The organism is Lachnospiraceae bacterium, assembly GCA_025758065.1.
Classification (GTDB): domain Bacteria; phylum Bacillota; class Clostridia; order Lachnospirales; family Lachnospiraceae; genus Enterocloster.
Genome location: CP107199.1, coordinates 3,469,771 through 3,485,468 on the forward strand (window position 1 = coordinate 3,469,771; position 15,698 = coordinate 3,485,468).

A 15,698-nucleotide genomic window follows, 5' to 3' on the forward strand; every position below is an offset into this window, starting at 1 on the left:
TTACACCACTTGAATTTGTCGTACTCTTGTCGTATGGCACACATTTTGTCGTACTCTCGTCAGTCCATGCCGGACTCTTTCCTAAAATACATCTAAATTGTGTGCTAAATTTTGAATTGCTTCCTGCTTTTTAGTATCGGTAACTTCCGCATAAATATCCATGGTTGTTTCGATATTTGCGTGTCCCATAATAGACTGAATTACCTTTAAGTTTGTTTCATTTTCGCAAAACCTTGAACAAAAGGTATGTCGCAAATGATGACATGAAAAATGTGGTATTATCACAGGCTCTCTGTGCTGTTTTGCAGCTTTTACCACTTCTTCTGCATTGTGTGCTTCATATATACGCTTGATTGCTCTGTTTACAGCTTGCGGATTATGGATATTGCCAAAACGATTCATAAAGATAAATCCTTTCATCCCATCAATCACTGTTTCATTAAATCCATGTTCCTTCTGGTCATCCAATTCCATCTGGAGTGCATCATAAACCGTATCCATCATCGGAATCGTGCGTATACCAGCTTCTGTCTTTGGAAGAGATACAGCAAATGAACATATCGGATGTTCTTTGAACTCTCTACTGTAATAAACCACGCTATGATTGATACTGATCGTCCTTTTTTCAAAATCAATGTCTTCCCATCGGATACCGATTGCTTCTCCAATTCGACAACCTGTTCCAAGTAGGAACTTAAAAAATGATGCCCAGTGGTAAAATGTAGGACTTTCATCAATATAGCGTATAAAGGCTCTCTGTTGTTCCACTGTCAAAGCGTGTCTCACACCATGATTTTTCCCCGGTTGCTTTTTAATCTGTGCCATTACTCCATCGCTTGGATTAACACGAATGATGTTATCACGCACAGCAAGCTGAAATGTCGGGTGTAAAACAGTATGAATTGTTTCTAGCGTATTTATCTGCATTTCCTTTTCTTTCAACAAATGCTGATAGAACTGCAATACATCAGAATACTTCACAGCGGCAATTTTCTTCTTGCCAAATCCACCTCGTATAAAGCGATCATACATATATTTATAGTTCCGCATTGTTGTTTCCCTCAACTCTGCCTTTGTCGATATATATCTGTCAAAAACAAAATTGATTGTAGATGTTCCGGCTGCATACGCATCCAACCCATCAAGCTGATCTTTCATCAGTTTAACTTCTCTCTCCCGCAATTCCATGATGTCCTTAGAATAGATGCTCCGGCGCTTTCCTTCCGGATCAACATAAGTATATACATACTTACCATCGCAACTGCGTTGAGTTTCGCCTTTTCTTAATACTCTCCCTTTGTTATCCTTTCTTGATTTCGCCATCTCGTCTCCTCTCTCAAGGAAAGAGATTTTGTACTAGCTACTCAGCCGGTTTATCCATTGCATACTGCATATCAATACCTCTTTGTAGCACCTGTGTTATGGTCATGTCATGTTTGGACGCATATCCTTTCAGTCTTGCAGCTTCTTCCTCCGTCAGTTTTAATCCGATAAGAGTTTTTTTAGGATTATCAGACTTCGGTCTACCTGTTCTAGCCACAATATACACCTCCATCCATTTCATAATCATTATACTTTCTGTTTAACCAAAAGTCAAGTGAATTTTGGTTAAACCAAAATCTTTTTCCTTGTCTGCAAAATTTATTTCACCCGAAATGACTCAAGATATTGGTCAAACACATCAAGGTCTACTAACACCATTCTGTCTATCTTCAGAATTGCTCCCGCATCTTTGGCAAGAGTCTGAAATTTATTCATACCCATGCTGTACATTTCTGCCCCTTCCTTATATCTGACCAGTCTTTTTTTATTTATTACCTTTGGCATCCTCTGCATTACTCAAATCCTCCTTAAATTTAACACGCATTTTATCTGCCAATGACAACCTACAATTCACTTGCCGGCTCTCATAGGCAGATAAAAATGCAATACAGGTGACAGATCATTACTCTGCCCACATCGGTCTTGCACCGTCATTCAAATTGACCGGACTGCAAATTTCCTTACAATCCGGAAGTATCATTATCACGGATATGCTTCATCGCCCTGTGTTACTGCCACACATTTTGTCAGATCATCTCGCTCCATACCTTTACTTCAATGTAATGTTTCAACATTTCCTCACATTCACTCCTAGCAAAGAGCAGGTACATCTTGGCGAATCTACCTAGTGGCTCCACATATCCTCACGTCCTGTATGCAAAAAATATTCAGTTGTCAAGGTACAGGGTGCATACGCAGCAATCAGCGAATGGAAAGGGACAATGCTAACCGCCTGTTATGCAACTTCAAAAGCCAATATCTTTGTGATCAGCTTTGTTTCTAATCTGCGACGCAGAGTTTCATCAATGCAGTAGTGTACCTGTCCACTTTCGTCATACAGCTTTCTTGTGGACAATTTGATTATGTACCCTTCATAATGTTTTAACACGGCATTGATTGCACTCACATCGCCCTCTGATGCTGCCTTTATAATATGGAAAGGCAACAAATTTTCTTTATTTCTGGTTTTAGACATCTTTTTCATCTGCTATTCCTTCCATGATCTTTCTCAAAATTTCCAGTGAGCGTGTTCTGTGTTCATGAATGGTACTGCGAACCAGATTCATTTCTCTTGCAATATCTGCATCGCTCATCTCCATGAAATAGGAAAGTAAAATAACATTCCTTTTTCTTTCCGTAAGTTCTTTTAATGCTTCCGCAATCAAAGTATTTTTTACTTCAATATCATAGCCATGCACTTCAAAATGATGATTTTCTGTTCCGTACTCATCCATAGTAAATAATTTGCTCAGCTCCTTTTCTGACAGTTCAGAGAATGTGACTTCGTGTTTTCTGCGATAGTCCATGTGCTTGTAATAATTGACAGCTTCGCCTTTTAATGCCATCTGGCACAAACGGTCAAACTGATGCCTGACGGTCATTTCATCCTTAGAAGAAGGTTGCCCCATACGAGTTCACCTCCTCCCGTTCCGAATGACAAGGCACTTGCCTTTTTCCCTTCCGGTGTATCTCCCAAATGAAACCGGGGAGATGTTCGGGTGGATTGAAAAATTTTTATAGAAATTTTTCTGTATACAAAAAACGTCCTCGCAGGCACACACCCACAGGACGCTGTTCATATCTGATATTAAATTTTCTCCACACTCTACGAGTGCGTATAATGCACTTTCAACTGTAGCATCTGCCGCATTACTTAAAATGCGACCTATTTACCTGCCCTTTCACGCACGAAACGGTACAGTATTTTCCAAATACAAAAATATCCTTTCAACGGTTCAGAATACATAACTCTCCCAAACACATTCAAAGGATAAAAAAGCATGTGAAAAAACCTTTGAACATTGCGTTTTTTTATATGCAATATCCAAAGTTTCTTATTTCATTAAAGTGTACTATATCCCTCTGTTTTAGTGCGTTATTAGTTCATTTCTTTTTCAAATCGTGAACTATACACTATATACGGAGGTGCATGATATGGCTAAATCTAAGAAAATTGATAAAGACATGGGTTTTCGCCTGAAGAAAGCCAGATTAGACCAAAAGCTGACTTATGATGAGTTATCCGAAAAATCCGGTGTCTCATCAAGATATATCAAAGAGATTGAAAATCATGGCAATGTTCCAAGTCTTGAAAAACTCGGACAACTCATTCGTGCTTTACATATCTCTGCCGATCCGTTTTTTTATCCGGCAGCTCCAACCGATAATCTGGATTACCAAAGGCTACTGGTTTATCTTTCAGAATGTACGGACGATCAGATCACCACTATTCTTGCACTTGTGGAAGCCTATCTTCGTACATATAAAACCCATGAGACAGAATAGCAGAAAGATTTCGATTTTTTCTGGATTATTTCTGAATTATTCTGAAGAAAAACAGGGTGGTCAGCTTCCCGGTAAGCCATCCACCCTGTTTGAACTATTTTTTGATATGCATAAGCACTTCTTTCACTTTATTTCTTTCCTTTAAAATCCCCAATCCGTCAAATATCTGCATTACATCTACCATCCCCTGATAGTAGGCTCTTTGTTCTTCTTGAAAATGAGCGTGATCCACTATATCCATATAATTTTCAAAAAATTCTCTGTGCTCTGCTGAAAGCTCAGCCAACACCGTTTCATATTCCCGATTCGCCTTTTTCAATGCTTTATCTGCATTTTCCGATTCGTTTGTATGAACAGAATACTCTCGTTCTTCTGCTTCGCTTCTAAGCTCCTCCAATACCTCTGCTACTGTTTCAAATACTTCGTTCATTTTGTATCCACCTTTCCATATAAGTATTGCATTTTGCAGTCAGTATTATCAATCCCAATATTACATCAAATAAATTTATTTTCTTATACTTCATCTTTAGAAGTATATTATCAACATTATTCCGTAAAATCAATCATGTAGCACTTCATCTTTAGAAAGTTGGTATTTGAATGAAGATTTACTGGAATAAAGAAAACAATTCCAAAAACCTTATTGGACAACGTGTAAAAGAATTACGAGCCGAAAAGCATATATCACAAAAAGCATTAGCTGAACAACTCCAACTTGCCGGATATGAATTTAGTGATTTGACTGTATTACGCATTGAACAAGGAACACGCTTTGTACCGGATTATGAAGTGGTTGCCCTTGCTGAATTTTTTCATGTATCTTGTGAATATCTCTTGGGTGTTAAAAAAGAAAAATAAGCAGTGATCTGAATTATAACTCACAGACCACTGCTTAAATTTTTATTAAAGCGATACCCTACTCCCCATACAGTCTGTATGTAAATTGGTTTACTTGGATTATCTTCTATTTTTCCACGCAGGTTGCGGATATGGCTCATGACAATATTATAATCGCCAAAATATGGCTCTTTCCAAACAAGATTATATATTTTCTCCTTGCTAAATACCATTCCAGCATTTTGCGCTAACAGTAAAAGAATCTCAAATTCTGTAAAAGTAAATTCTATTTCTTTGTTTCCTTTTACCGCCAACCGTTTTTCAGCATTTATTGTTAATCCCTGAAATTCTAAGCATTTTTTTATGTTCCTATTTTCACATATTTTCATTTGCTTATTTTCTAATATGCTTAATATCTCGCTAATAACATCATCTTCACTATTTTCAAATGACAACAGCAACATTTTCCCCATAACTTTCCACCTCCTCAAATCTTACTTATGTAATAATTCAATTATTACATAAGTAAGATTTACAGTCAACTATTTTTCCAAAATTGACATTTCAACAAATACAGAATATACTATTTTTATTACAGGCGTAAGATTTAAGGAGTGATTTACATGAAGAATTTACCACAAATTTCGGAAGCAGAATTTGAAGTTATGAAAATTGTATGGAAATATGCCCCCATTAACACCAATGAAATAACAGAAAAATTACTACAAACAACAAGCTGGAGTCCCAAAACTATCCAAACGCTCATTAAGCGTCTTGTGACCAAGGGTGTTCTCACTTATGAAAAACAAAGTCGTGTTTTTGTTTACACACCGTTAGTAAAAGAGTGTGAATATATTAGTCAAGAAAGTAATTCTTTCTTGAATCGCTACTATAATGGTGACATTACCTCTATGCTATCTGCATACATAGAAAACGATAAACTGTCTGAAACAGAAATTGAAACACTTCGCTCCCTTCTTTCCAAGAGTTCCAAAAAAGGAGGCGATTAACATGGCTAATTTCATGATACGCTTTTTATTATGCAATGTATTTATCAGCGGTATCGTTGGAATTCTTTTGATAGCCAAATGGGTATTCAGAAACAACTTGTCCAGCCGGATGCAGTATAATCTATGGTTGCTGTTACTCGGACTTTTAGCAGTGCCTTTTATCCCCTTCCGTCTAATTAGTTTTCCGCAAATTTTCTCATGGCTCAGTAGCGTAAGAAACTCTTCCGCTTCTCATGCCGATGTTGGTGCAAATAATGTTATGGATACCGGTTTATCTGGTACTACAAATTGGATGAATGACTTTGCCCTTTCTGTAAATAAAGACACGCCATCCGTTACCGGATATATTTTATTAGGTATATGGATTGTGGGAATGCTTGCGATGATGATATTGGTAATCAAATCTTCTCTTCGTTTACGCATAATAAAGAGATCTGCGCTCCCCCTTCAGAACCCAGAGGTTCGCAGACTGTATAACAAATGCTTGAATGAGATGAAAATAACAAGGAATATTCCTGTGTACAGTACCGCTTTTTTGAAATCACCTATTATCGTAGGATTTTTGAAACCATGTATTTATCTGCCAATTCATTTAATCTCAGATTATCATGAATCTGATATGAGATATATGCTATTGCATGAACTGCAACACTACAGACATAAGGATGCCATTGCCAATTATCTTATGAACTTTGCCGGAGTGCTTTATTGGTTTAACCCCTTTGTCTGGTTTGCACTAAGAGAAATGCGTAATGACAGAGAAGTTGCTTGTGACACTTCTGTTCTGAAAATGCTGGAAGAAGACGATTATGAGAATTATGGAAATACGCTGATTAACTTTATAGAAAAGGTCTCCATTTCTCCTTTTCCGTTTGCTGCCAGCCTTAGCGGAAACATGAAACAAATAAAGCGTCGCATTATCAACATCGCTTCTTATGAGAAACCAACGTTTTACAAGAAGTTAAAAGGCATGACTGCTTTTATACTGACCACAGTTCTAATAATGGGACTTACACCTTTTATTTCTACATACGCAGCAGATGGAAGCCACTACCAATGGGATTCCTCTTCTGAGAATATTTCCTATGTAGACCTCTCCACATACTTCGGAGAATACAAAGGCAGCTTTGTTTTATACGATTTGGAAAACGATGCATGGAGTATACATGACATGGAGCATGCCACCTTACGGGTTGCTCCAAACTCCACCTACAAGATATACGATGCTTTGTTCGGATTGGAAGAAGGCGTCATTACACCGGAAAATTCGTTCATTGCATGGAATGGAGAAACCTATCCATTTGAAGCATGGAACGCAGATCAGACCTTACAGTCTGCAATGAACTCCTCTGTGAATTGGTATTTTCAAGCAGTAGATGAACAGCTTGGAGCCTCTGACGTTTACAGCTATGTTCAAGAAATCGGATATGGTAACGAAAACATGAGTGGCGATTTCTCCTCTTATTGGATGGAATCCTCCTTGGAAATCTCTCCAATAGAATAGAAATATGTAAAATATGAAGCTACTGATTTTACTGATTTTGGAAATATATTTCATAATTCATCTTGCTCCTTTTTAGTGTCCACGTATATCCAATTCATCCAATAGAGAATTTCCACTTCCCCAAGAATATACAATGTAATAACCCCTGTCCTTTATTTCTTCCGCAAATTGTAGTGTCCCGTGATCAATCCCCTCAATGGACTGCCCTTCCTGAATTTTCACCAAACATTCCCACTCATTACTTCTGTACCTTGAATAGTAAGCATCCAATTCTTCCAAAGATAAGTCACTTCGAATTAGAATTGCTCCGAAATACTGCATTCCATTTCCGTTTCCTGTCAGCTTCCCTGCTTGTGACAGTGACTCTATCAATTCCGTTTCCTCTGGCAGCGGAATTTCACATAATGTCTTTTCCACCTTATAGGCTGTATGGTTATTTATAAGCGGAATTGAAACAACTCCTCCTATTAATACAACTGCTGCCAATATTCCAACTACTTTTAATTTTTTCATGTGTCCTCCTTCCTTTTCTTACGCCTGTAAGATTACCACAAAACACAACTATTATCAAATCATTCTTTAATTCGATATTGGTAGTCTGGTATGTGCATAATTCCGTCATTTAGGATTTCATTCCCCAAATACTGAAAACTGCCATCCTCTGCAAACCTTACCGTAAGTTCATGGGTTATGACTGCATCATCACAAATGACCATGTCGCAAACCGCCTCAACTGTTAATGTGATTGTCCCATCCTCATTTTCTTTGATGTCGATAACCTCCGGCAGAGAAGTTCCAAAGAAAGTCGGTGCATAATTAAAGCATCCAAGTCGCGCCCAATAATACGTTTGGTTTTTCTCATCAAACACCGCATATTCCCGTATCTGCTCTGCCGTCACCGGAAGATACTCCATAATTAAATTTTCAAATTCCTCTTTTGGTATTCCATTTGGATAATCCTCGGCATCAAACGCCTTGTGATATTTCATGGCAAACAGATATTCATACATTCCATTATAATCCAGTTTTTCCATATGGTCAGCATCCCAATTCGAGCATAAAAGATTATTTCCCTGATACCCCAGACCTTGTACACATTTTTCTGACATTTCCCTTTGTTCCTTAGTCATTGGTTTTATTCTTACCAAACAACTTCCATCAACAATCTCGGTAACTTCCGGTGGTTCTGGAACACATAACTCATACCCAAACCATCCTTTCTCTGTATACTTCCACTCTTTTATCCTTGCATAAGATATATAGGACATTCCGTAGGTATCATTGCTGTTCCATGTAGCACATGCACTTATTAAATACATATCTTTTCCATCAAAAATAAATTTATCTCTGCCAATGCCTCCGTCCGAATGTAACTCATAAAGCACTACCGAACCTGCCTTCTCGTCCTGACAGTTTTTAAGAAACGCTTCAACTCTTTTATAATTTTCCATTGCTGCATATGCTTTCATCGTTGTAACCGGATATCCTTTTTCTTTTATTCCATTCATCTTCGGTTAAGCGTGGCGTATGCCATGTAATGTTGTTATTTTCTTCCTCTGAAACAATGTAATTTGATACATACTGTACTCTACCATCAGATAACGGTCTGACCGTAACATCATGCATATATACATCAGAATCTCCTGCATACGGATATACTACATGAACATTGAGCGTAATCGTTCCATCCGAATGTTCCGTATACCCAACCACCTCGGAATATGGATATTCTGGATACTCTATCTCATAAAATCCTCTTGGTTTATATTCGTATGTTTGAGTTTGATAATCGTAAATAGTTTTTTTCTGCAATTTATCACTGTCGATATTAAAATATTCCATAATTACATTTTCAAACTCTGTTTTAGGAATATGATAAACTGCACCTATGCCTAAGTTATCATCTGCTACATATGGAAATTTTTCATTATGCAACTTTGGATACAACAAATCAAACATATCATAGAAATTCAGTTCTCCAAAATCATCCTCATTCCAATCCACTAAAAACATATTATTTAACTCATATCCTATTGGCAAAAGATATTTTTCATTTAATTCCCGACACTTTGCATCCAATGGCAGTATACGAAATGCTACATGCTCTTCTGCAGAACTTAATGTTAATACATACAATTCTTCTGAAAAATAAGTTCCAGAAAACATCAGATATCCATCATCGGTATATCTCCAATAATCGGTTTGATATTCACCTTCATCCTCACTTTTCATAATCCCATCTTTGTATCCGTAATAGCATCTTTTCACATGAACCACTCCTTTTTCTGTCTGTAAATGGTAGACCGAAAATCCTCCCAGACTGCTCACTTGGAGTATTGTCACTTCTGCTTTTTCTTGTTTTTCCACCGAATCACAAAAATCTATCACATTTTGTATTTGTGTCATATCAACTCGATTTTCACAATCAACTGCCGCATATCCACATTCCCCAAATCTTTCTACAACTTTACGTACTGTTTCCATATCCTTCAGCTTATTTTTTGTTGTGGCTTCCGCATAAATATCTATCGGAATATTTATAAAATTGTCATCCATTCCTTTCTCACTGACAATTTCAATAGGTTCAGAAGATACTGGTTCTTCTGTATTCCCTTTACATCCCGAAATCCCCATCGAAAAACCTATACTAATTACCAGAAAACCACTTTTCAAGAACCTGACTATCTTTTTTGACAACATAACCGCTTCCACCTCTTGGTTCTCTCTCCGATCTGAAGCATCAGATTACTGTGAAAACCGAAGCCGGAAAATCTGCCAAACAGAGCGTTGTGAAACTGGAACACCACATGAAAGACCTTGCAGAAATCATCAAATATGCCGAGCAGTACAAAACCAACCGCTCCTATCACATCGCCTACAAAAAGTCAAAGAATCCAGACGCATATTTCCGCCGATACGAAAGCCAGCTCATTCTATATGGCGGTGCACGACGTGTACTTGAGCAGACTGGGATAAACTTAAAAGGATTGAATGTTGATAAGCTAAAAGCGGAATATCAGGAACTAATGAAACAGAAAAATGAACTGACTTCCACCTACAAGAACTGTGAAAAAGAGGTTCAATCATTAAACCGAAAACTGGAAAATCTGAATCAATACCTCGGTCAGACACAGCCCGATTTTACCTCAGAGCAGTCCAGGAAAAAGAATAATCCCATCTTGTAGCTTGTTAATGTTTAACGCATCTTAAAAAATTCCATATAATGCTTGCATATTTTACCTGCCTATAGTATATTATAGATAGCAATTGGGGTATGTGTTTGCGGACACATACTTGGAGGAGTCGGAGTGATCCGGCTCCTCTTTAATTTTTAACAAAAAAACGGTAGTCAAAAGGGGCACCTAATGACTACCATATTTTTATTCTGCCGCTTCCAACACTAATCTGGCATATTCTTCATCACCTATGCTTTCCAGTTTTCCTGCCACACGCACCGACAATTCTAAAAGTTCATCATCGTCGATATGTTTCATTGCCTTATGAATGCCCTCTATAACCTTTGCCCTGCTGTCACTCTGGAAAATACATATCAAATTCGTTTCTTCTACCGTAAATAGATTATTCATATTCCTATATCTCCTCCCTGTTCGTTTTTTTAGTCTTATCCTGCTCTTTAGCATCTTTATTCTTTCCTTGTGCTACTTCCTTCTGCTTGGCTACAAGCCGCTCCTTTAAGGAAGAACGTGCCTGCGGTTTTTCCTGCTGTTCTTTCTTTTCTTCCTCACGATTGAATTTCTCCACACCATTATTAAGCCTGTCATCAATCATGTTATAATTCTGCTCCTCCAGCTCCTCGATCTTGGCAAGCGGCTTATATTCTGCCAGCTTAGCAATCAGCTCTTTTGCCTGTCTTTCACTGTCCTCGTCAATTCCCCCATCAATAGATGTCTGCAAAAAAATCTGTAATGGCTTCACATTGCCGCTTCTTATATCATTTGCAATCATCTGAACCTGTGCTTCCCTGTCCGGTACCAAGTCTCTATATTCAAAAGTGTCAATATCATAGGATAACTGATCAAGTTCTGCCGCAAGCGTCTGTATCTTCGTTTCTTTTGTCTCCCGGTCATAGGATACTTATCCAATATTTCTGTATTAACAAGTACAAGCTGACCAATCTTATAACAAGCCTTGGCATCCTTAGCCACTTCTTGAAATTTTGTCATTCCCATACTGTACATCTTTGCACCATCTGAATATCTTACAAACTTTTTTGCATCCTCATATCTATCTTTCTTCTTTGATTCATCCATTGCTGTGCTCCTTTCACTTTGACTTCATAACAAATGACGTATTTTCTCCATAACGCAAAAAAGAGGACATCTTCTAAATTTCTTTAGAAAATGTCCTCTTAGTAGTTCATATTCGATTGAGTCTTATTCTTTTCAGATTGTGTACTCTTTCATACTGATGTAAATGACTATGCCAAAATACGTCTTTTAATGCGTCCTTTGACGTACTCAAATGCCTCAATCCCGCATAAACACTAGGTTTATTTATCCAAGCTCTTCATTGTCGGGACTTTCTCCGACGCAATTCCGAAGCCACTCATATTCCTGAGCAACTCCCTACTTTGCTTTTTTCAACCAGATAAAAAGCCTTGTTTACCTTTAAAATTGATTACTTTCCGCATAAGCAGTTGTATTATTGGATGTATTTGATGTAAATCCCGATTGAGAGAATGGGTTCTTCAATCGGATTACTTACTAAATTATAATCTTTATTATTGAATAAGTCAATCAGACAAAAAAAGCAGCGTACCAATTTTCATTTTAAAGTACGCCACTTTTTCCTACGCTATTGAATTATTAAAGTATTTATCCAGTCCATCAAACTCGGTTCTTTTTAGTTCCTTTGTTACATCAGTATAGATATTTAAGGTTGTTGTTATATCCTTATGTCCGAGTGTATCCTGAATAACTTTTATATTTACACCTGCTTCACACATTCTTGTTGTAAATGTATGTCTGAGCGAATGACAACTAAAATGTGGTAAAAGCACTTCTGGGTTTTCTGTTTTCAAAAACTGCTCATCGTTGCAATCACGGATTATGCGTCGGATTGCCTTATTCAAAGTCGATTGATGTTGTGGCTGTCCGAAGCGATTGAGAAATATAAAATCTGTATATCCATCTATGGTCGCTTCGCAGTGAACCCCTAGCAGTTCTTGTCTTTCTTTTTCCATAACAAATGCTTCTTTAACAAAATCGAGCATCGGAACTTGTCTATTTCCTGCTTCTGTCTTTGGAGTATTCACATTGAAATAGCAGCCCTTTTTTCCTTCAGAAGTTCTGTGGTCATAATAAACCAACGTGTGATTAACATCTATAATCCCATCTTCCAAATCAATATCACACCATCTGAGTCCAGTAACTTCTCCAACTCTCAACCCCGTTCCAAGCATTACTGCAAACACCGGATACCAATACACTGCTGTATTAGAGTTCTTCAGATAATCCATAAACAATTCCTGCTCAGGTCGAGTAAGTCCCCTGCGTTTCTCTGTCTTGAAGCAATGAGCTTTTTTCAATTCCCTTAAAACATTATTTGTCGGATTGTTTCTGATATAGTTATCATCAACCGCCATATCAAATATCTGATGAAGAATGTTGTGGACACCATCAACCGTTGCTGGCTTCAATCCTCGCTCATCAACCAGATAATTATAAAATCTCTTAATATCTGATTTCAAAAATGTTGAAACTCTCTTAGAACCGATTTGCCGACGTACAAAGGTTTCATAAATATATTTGTAATTCTCAAAAGTGTTGTTTTTCAATCCTCTCTTCAGGTCTTTCCACAACTCATATAAATCATCGAGTGTAACATATCGTGCTTCCGCTTTTATGCCATCACTTTTGTCTTTCTCAATCGCTTCCTCTTTAATCCTGAGTGCTTCAAGCGTTTTTGAATAAACATATCTTCTTTTATGATTTTCATCAGTCCAACTGTACTGATAACTTCCATCACTTCTTTGAAGTTCTCCCGTGCGAAGAACTGTCCTTGTTTTATCTTTTCGTTTTGGTCTTGCCACGGCTGTTCCTCCTATATTTCATTCCTGCTATTTAAAAATTCCACAAATTTATCGATGATGACATACACCTGATAACCGTCTGTCGTCATAAAATTGCAGTCTTTCCTTTTCATCAACTCTCGTATTTTTCCCCTTCCGATACCTGTATAAGCGGCTGTTTCATTTACCGACAAACATTTCTTTTTCCAAAATGGCTGCTCTTTTTTCTTTTCTATAAGACTTTCCCGATAAGCAATCATTTCTTCATCTGCAAAATCCACATTCATCGTTCCACCTCCTAAATCTCATACATTTTTTCAATGTACTCATCAAACAATTCTCTTTTTATCATTCGGCGTTTTCCCACCCATAACACAAATGGACAATCAGCAAACCTTGTCATTTCACGAAGTTTTTCTCTGCCAATGCCGGTATAGGCAGTAGCTTCATCAATGGTCAGATACGGCTTATGCCATATCGGTACTTCTAATCTTTCTTTTTTTACTGGATTACTCACAATAATACCTCCTCATATCGAATACTGCTTTTTTATAAATTCAACAAATTCTTCTCTCTTGATAAGTCGCTTTGAGCCATTCCATAAAACGAACGGACATCTTTCATTATCGGTAAGCTGTCTGATTTTTCTGCTTCCAACACCTGTATAAGCTGCGGCTTCATCAATTGTAAGCATTACTTTCTCCCAAAGTGGGACATTATAGATTGTTTCATCTTTTTCGTTGTTCATATGCTGTAACCTCCTTTGCGTGGTTACAGCATACTTAAAAATCTACACTGAGCCAACGATGCGAATTTGCTCATCGCAGATTTGACTTTTTCATTAAATAGAATACTGATTTGCAATATATTCCTCAAAAATTTTTCGCTTTATCATTCGGCGGCTTCCTATCCAAAGTACAAACGGGCAATCTTGCTTTTCCGTCATTTCATAAAGTTTTCCTGTTCCAATATTGGAATATATAGATGCTTCTTCAATCGACAAATTAGGCTTATGCCAAAGAGGTACATTATAACTCAGCTTCTTTACACTGCTATTAGACATTCTTGCACCTCTTTTCTTTCTTGGATGAATATCTGTCGGTAACAACATAATCCCAACCATCCCCATCACACTTATCACATCTGTCTTTTCGCTTTGCAAATGGGTCAAGTCGCCTTACAATATAGTCCGGATTGTGGATGTAATCATTCAGGCACTTCGGGCATAGACAACGAATATTTTCTTTCCCCTCCGGCTTGTAAACCCAAAGTCCAAAAGTCTTTTTCAAAGTTGCGTTTATCTGCCTGAAAAGTTTATCATCATCTACCGTACCTATGTATTCACGCAAATCCTCTCTATTGACTGTCCGTATCTGCTCCAGAAGAACCATTGACGGTTTCTTCAGTCCAAACTCCTCGCCGAGAATAATGTGCGATGGCAAATATCTTTTCTTGATTACACTTGTAACCGCTGCAACAATAATCGTCGGAGCATTCTGGTTATAATCGTCTGCCTGAACGACAAGCACCGGACGCTCTCCGCTTTGTACTGAACCACTGTTATCTCCAAAGTCATAGTAGAATAAATCCCCACGACAAATCATTTTTTCTTTCATATACATAACCTCACAAGAATCTAATTTTTAAAGTGTCATTCGTATCCGGAATGAAATAACCCCTTCACTCATTTGGACAAAGGGTGCTGAAATGCACACCCAAAATCAGAGATTTTCATAAAATTTGATAAAGTTTTTCTTTGCCGCTGCAATGGACTTATCCACGGAGCTGTAATATACGCCCTCCTGCTTTGCAATTGCTCTGGAACTCAGACCGCAGCACACATTCTTCATAAGGCGTTCCCTTTGAAGTGGCTGCAACATTGAAAGTGCTATTCTTGCTTTCCCGATTTCACACTGACGCAATTCTTCTCTTTCCAGTTCAAGTCTTTCTTCCTCTGCTCTTTCAAACGGGTCGTCAAACATAATGGCAAGTTCTTTATGGAACTGTGAGGACATTTCATCGTCGTATCCATAGCAGTCAAGTGTGCGACTGCTTCTCTTTGCATACTTGTCCTCATTTCGGTTTGCATCGTCAATCACTTCTCCCTGTGCAATGGAAAGATGAACAAACGGAGAATATCTTTCTATAACAAGGGGATACTTCTCCCAAAGCTCTTTTACCGATAATTCCGTAATAATCGCCCATCTTTCATCTCCGGTATAACCGTTATATTCGTATTTAAGGTTTATCAGTTTACAATCCTTTGCAAATAATTCTTCTTGTTCTGCTAATGTAAGTATGTTTGTCATTTTCGTAATCTCCTTTGAATTTTGAAAAATTGATAAGTTTCAAACTTCGGAGATTACGGGTACTCAGCTATCTGGCACTGCCATGCGTTATAAAACATAAAAGTCCTTTCCCAAGTAAGGGAAAAGACCTAATACTGCACGAAGCATAATCGAATAAAACAGCAACAAAAAAAGCACCG

At 37.7% G+C, this 15,698-nt stretch carries 23 protein-coding genes and 2 pseudogenes; 5 read left to right on the forward strand and 20 right to left on the reverse strand.

Annotated elements, in window-relative coordinates:
- Nucleotides 1-81: 81 nt before the first annotated feature.
- The 5 genes from OGM16_16250 to OGM16_16270 form a co-directional block, all read right to left on the reverse strand.
- Complete coding sequence (locus OGM16_16250) at nucleotides 82-1,323, reverse strand: site-specific integrase (GenBank protein ID UYJ46322.1); 1,242 nt, start codon at nucleotides 1,321-1,323, stop codon at nucleotides 82-84.
- 37 nt (nucleotides 1,324-1,360) lie between these two features.
- On the reverse strand, nucleotides 1,361-1,540 hold the full coding sequence (locus OGM16_16255; protein UYJ46323.1) for a hypothetical protein: 180 nt from the start codon (nucleotides 1,538-1,540) through the stop codon (nucleotides 1,361-1,363).
- 101 nt (nucleotides 1,541-1,641) lie between these two features.
- Nucleotides 1,642-1,836: a DUF6462 family protein gene (locus tag OGM16_16260; protein ID UYJ46324.1), complete on the reverse strand. Its 195-nt coding sequence runs from the start codon at nucleotides 1,834-1,836 to the stop codon at nucleotides 1,642-1,644.
- A gap of 442 nt (nucleotides 1,837-2,278) precedes the next feature.
- A complete protein-coding gene (locus OGM16_16265) occupies nucleotides 2,279-2,527 on the reverse strand; it encodes a helix-turn-helix domain-containing protein (GenBank protein ID UYJ46325.1) in 249 nt (82 codons plus the stop codon).
- On the reverse strand, nucleotides 2,511-2,951 hold the full coding sequence (locus OGM16_16270; protein UYJ46326.1) for a sigma-70 family RNA polymerase sigma factor: 441 nt from the start codon (nucleotides 2,949-2,951) through the stop codon (nucleotides 2,511-2,513). The genes OGM16_16265 and OGM16_16270 overlap by 17 nt, the downstream gene beginning before the upstream one ends.
- Nucleotides 2,952-3,477: 526 nt before the next feature.
- Here OGM16_16270 and OGM16_16275 point away from each other — a divergent pair.
- Nucleotides 3,478-3,828: a helix-turn-helix domain-containing protein gene (locus tag OGM16_16275; GenBank protein ID UYJ46327.1), complete on the forward strand. Its 351-nt coding sequence runs from the start codon at nucleotides 3,478-3,480 to the stop codon at nucleotides 3,826-3,828.
- A 94-nt stretch (nucleotides 3,829-3,922) separates the two neighbouring features.
- Here the strand turns inward: OGM16_16275 and OGM16_16280 are convergent, their stop codons facing one another.
- Nucleotides 3,923-4,258: a hypothetical protein gene (locus OGM16_16280; protein ID UYJ46328.1), complete on the reverse strand. Its 336-nt coding sequence runs from the start codon at nucleotides 4,256-4,258 to the stop codon at nucleotides 3,923-3,925.
- A gap of 170 nt (nucleotides 4,259-4,428) precedes the next feature.
- On the opposite strand from OGM16_16280, the gene OGM16_16285 reads away from it, so the two are divergent.
- Nucleotides 4,429-4,686 (forward strand): helix-turn-helix domain-containing protein, encoded by a 258-nt coding sequence (locus OGM16_16285; protein ID UYJ46329.1) that lies wholly within the window; start codon nucleotides 4,429-4,431, stop codon nucleotides 4,684-4,686.
- A gap of 20 nt (nucleotides 4,687-4,706) precedes the next feature.
- Here OGM16_16285 and OGM16_16290 read toward each other — a convergent pair whose 3' ends face one another.
- Nucleotides 4,707-5,138, reverse strand: coding sequence for a winged helix-turn-helix domain-containing protein (locus OGM16_16290; GenBank protein ID UYJ46330.1), 432 nt, complete (start codon nucleotides 5,136-5,138; stop codon nucleotides 4,707-4,709).
- A gap of 150 nt (nucleotides 5,139-5,288) precedes the next feature.
- Between OGM16_16290 and OGM16_16295 the strand changes: the two genes are divergently transcribed.
- Both OGM16_16295 and OGM16_16300 read left to right on the forward strand, forming a co-directional pair.
- Nucleotides 5,289-5,675 carry a BlaI/MecI/CopY family transcriptional regulator gene (locus OGM16_16295; protein UYJ46331.1) on the forward strand — a complete coding sequence of 129 codons (387 nt, stop codon included), beginning with the start codon at nucleotides 5,289-5,291 and terminating at the stop codon, nucleotides 5,673-5,675.
- A 1-nt stretch (nucleotide 5,676) separates the two neighbouring features.
- Nucleotides 5,677-7,179, forward strand: a complete 1,503-nt coding sequence (locus tag OGM16_16300; GenBank protein ID UYJ46332.1) for a BlaR1 family beta-lactam sensor/signal transducer — start codon at nucleotides 5,677-5,679, stop codon at nucleotides 7,177-7,179.
- A 72-nt stretch (nucleotides 7,180-7,251) separates the two neighbouring features.
- On the opposite strand, the gene OGM16_16305 is transcribed toward OGM16_16300, so the two are convergent.
- The 3 genes and pseudogenes from OGM16_16305 to OGM16_16315 form a co-directional block, all read right to left on the reverse strand.
- On the reverse strand, nucleotides 7,252-7,692 hold the full coding sequence (locus tag OGM16_16305; GenBank protein UYJ46333.1) for a hypothetical protein: 441 nt from the start codon (nucleotides 7,690-7,692) through the stop codon (nucleotides 7,252-7,254).
- A 59-nt stretch (nucleotides 7,693-7,751) separates the two neighbouring features.
- A pseudogene (locus OGM16_16310) lies at nucleotides 7,752-8,678 on the reverse strand (DUF6070 family protein).
- Nucleotides 8,617-9,879, reverse strand: a complete 1,263-nt coding sequence (locus OGM16_16315) for a DUF6070 family protein (protein ID UYJ46334.1) — start codon at nucleotides 9,877-9,879, stop codon at nucleotides 8,617-8,619. Before OGM16_16315 ends, OGM16_16310 begins: the two are co-directional and overlap by 62 nt.
- Before the next feature lie 50 nt (nucleotides 9,880-9,929).
- Between OGM16_16315 and OGM16_16320 the strand changes: the two genes are divergently transcribed.
- Nucleotides 9,930-10,364 carry a hypothetical protein gene (locus tag OGM16_16320; GenBank protein UYJ46335.1) on the forward strand — a complete coding sequence of 145 codons (435 nt, stop codon included), beginning with the start codon at nucleotides 9,930-9,932 and terminating at the stop codon, nucleotides 10,362-10,364.
- A gap of 195 nt (nucleotides 10,365-10,559) precedes the next feature.
- Here the strand turns inward: OGM16_16320 and OGM16_16325 are convergent, their stop codons facing one another.
- The 10 genes and pseudogenes from OGM16_16325 to OGM16_16370 form a co-directional block, all read right to left on the reverse strand.
- The gene (locus OGM16_16325) at nucleotides 10,560-10,766 is read right to left on the reverse strand and encodes a transposon-transfer assisting family protein (protein ID UYJ46336.1); all 207 of its coding nucleotides are present in this window, start codon (nucleotides 10,764-10,766) and stop codon (nucleotides 10,560-10,562) included.
- A gap of 4 nt (nucleotides 10,767-10,770) precedes the next feature.
- The gene (locus OGM16_16330; protein ID UYJ46337.1) at nucleotides 10,771-11,145 is read right to left on the reverse strand and encodes a DUF4316 domain-containing protein; all 375 of its coding nucleotides are present in this window, start codon (nucleotides 11,143-11,145) and stop codon (nucleotides 10,771-10,773) included.
- A 125-nt stretch (nucleotides 11,146-11,270) separates the two neighbouring features.
- Nucleotides 11,271-11,450: pseudogene (locus tag OGM16_16335) on the reverse strand (DUF6462 family protein).
- Between the two features lie 539 nt (nucleotides 11,451-11,989).
- Nucleotides 11,990-13,231 carry a site-specific integrase gene (locus OGM16_16340; GenBank protein ID UYJ46338.1) on the reverse strand — a complete coding sequence of 414 codons (1,242 nt, stop codon included), beginning with the start codon at nucleotides 13,229-13,231 and terminating at the stop codon, nucleotides 11,990-11,992.
- 11 nt (nucleotides 13,232-13,242) lie between these two features.
- A complete protein-coding gene (locus tag OGM16_16345) occupies nucleotides 13,243-13,491 on the reverse strand; it encodes an excisionase (GenBank protein ID UYJ46339.1) in 249 nt (82 codons plus the stop codon).
- Between the two features lie 17 nt (nucleotides 13,492-13,508).
- Complete coding sequence (locus tag OGM16_16350; GenBank protein UYJ46340.1) at nucleotides 13,509-13,727, reverse strand: excisionase; 219 nt, start codon at nucleotides 13,725-13,727, stop codon at nucleotides 13,509-13,511.
- 12 nt (nucleotides 13,728-13,739) lie between these two features.
- Nucleotides 13,740-13,958: an excisionase gene (locus OGM16_16355; GenBank protein UYJ46341.1), complete on the reverse strand. Its 219-nt coding sequence runs from the start codon at nucleotides 13,956-13,958 to the stop codon at nucleotides 13,740-13,742.
- Between the two features lie 93 nt (nucleotides 13,959-14,051).
- Nucleotides 14,052-14,273 carry an excisionase gene (locus OGM16_16360; GenBank protein ID UYJ46342.1) on the reverse strand — a complete coding sequence of 74 codons (222 nt, stop codon included), beginning with the start codon at nucleotides 14,271-14,273 and terminating at the stop codon, nucleotides 14,052-14,054.
- Complete coding sequence (locus OGM16_16365; protein ID UYJ46343.1) at nucleotides 14,266-14,826, reverse strand: type II toxin-antitoxin system PemK/MazF family toxin; 561 nt, start codon at nucleotides 14,824-14,826, stop codon at nucleotides 14,266-14,268. The genes OGM16_16360 and OGM16_16365 overlap by 8 nt, the downstream gene beginning before the upstream one ends.
- Before the next feature lie 105 nt (nucleotides 14,827-14,931).
- Nucleotides 14,932-15,519 (reverse strand): sigma-70 family RNA polymerase sigma factor, encoded by a 588-nt coding sequence (locus OGM16_16370; GenBank protein ID UYJ46344.1) that lies wholly within the window; start codon nucleotides 15,517-15,519, stop codon nucleotides 14,932-14,934.
- Nucleotides 15,520-15,698 lie beyond the last annotated feature (179 nt).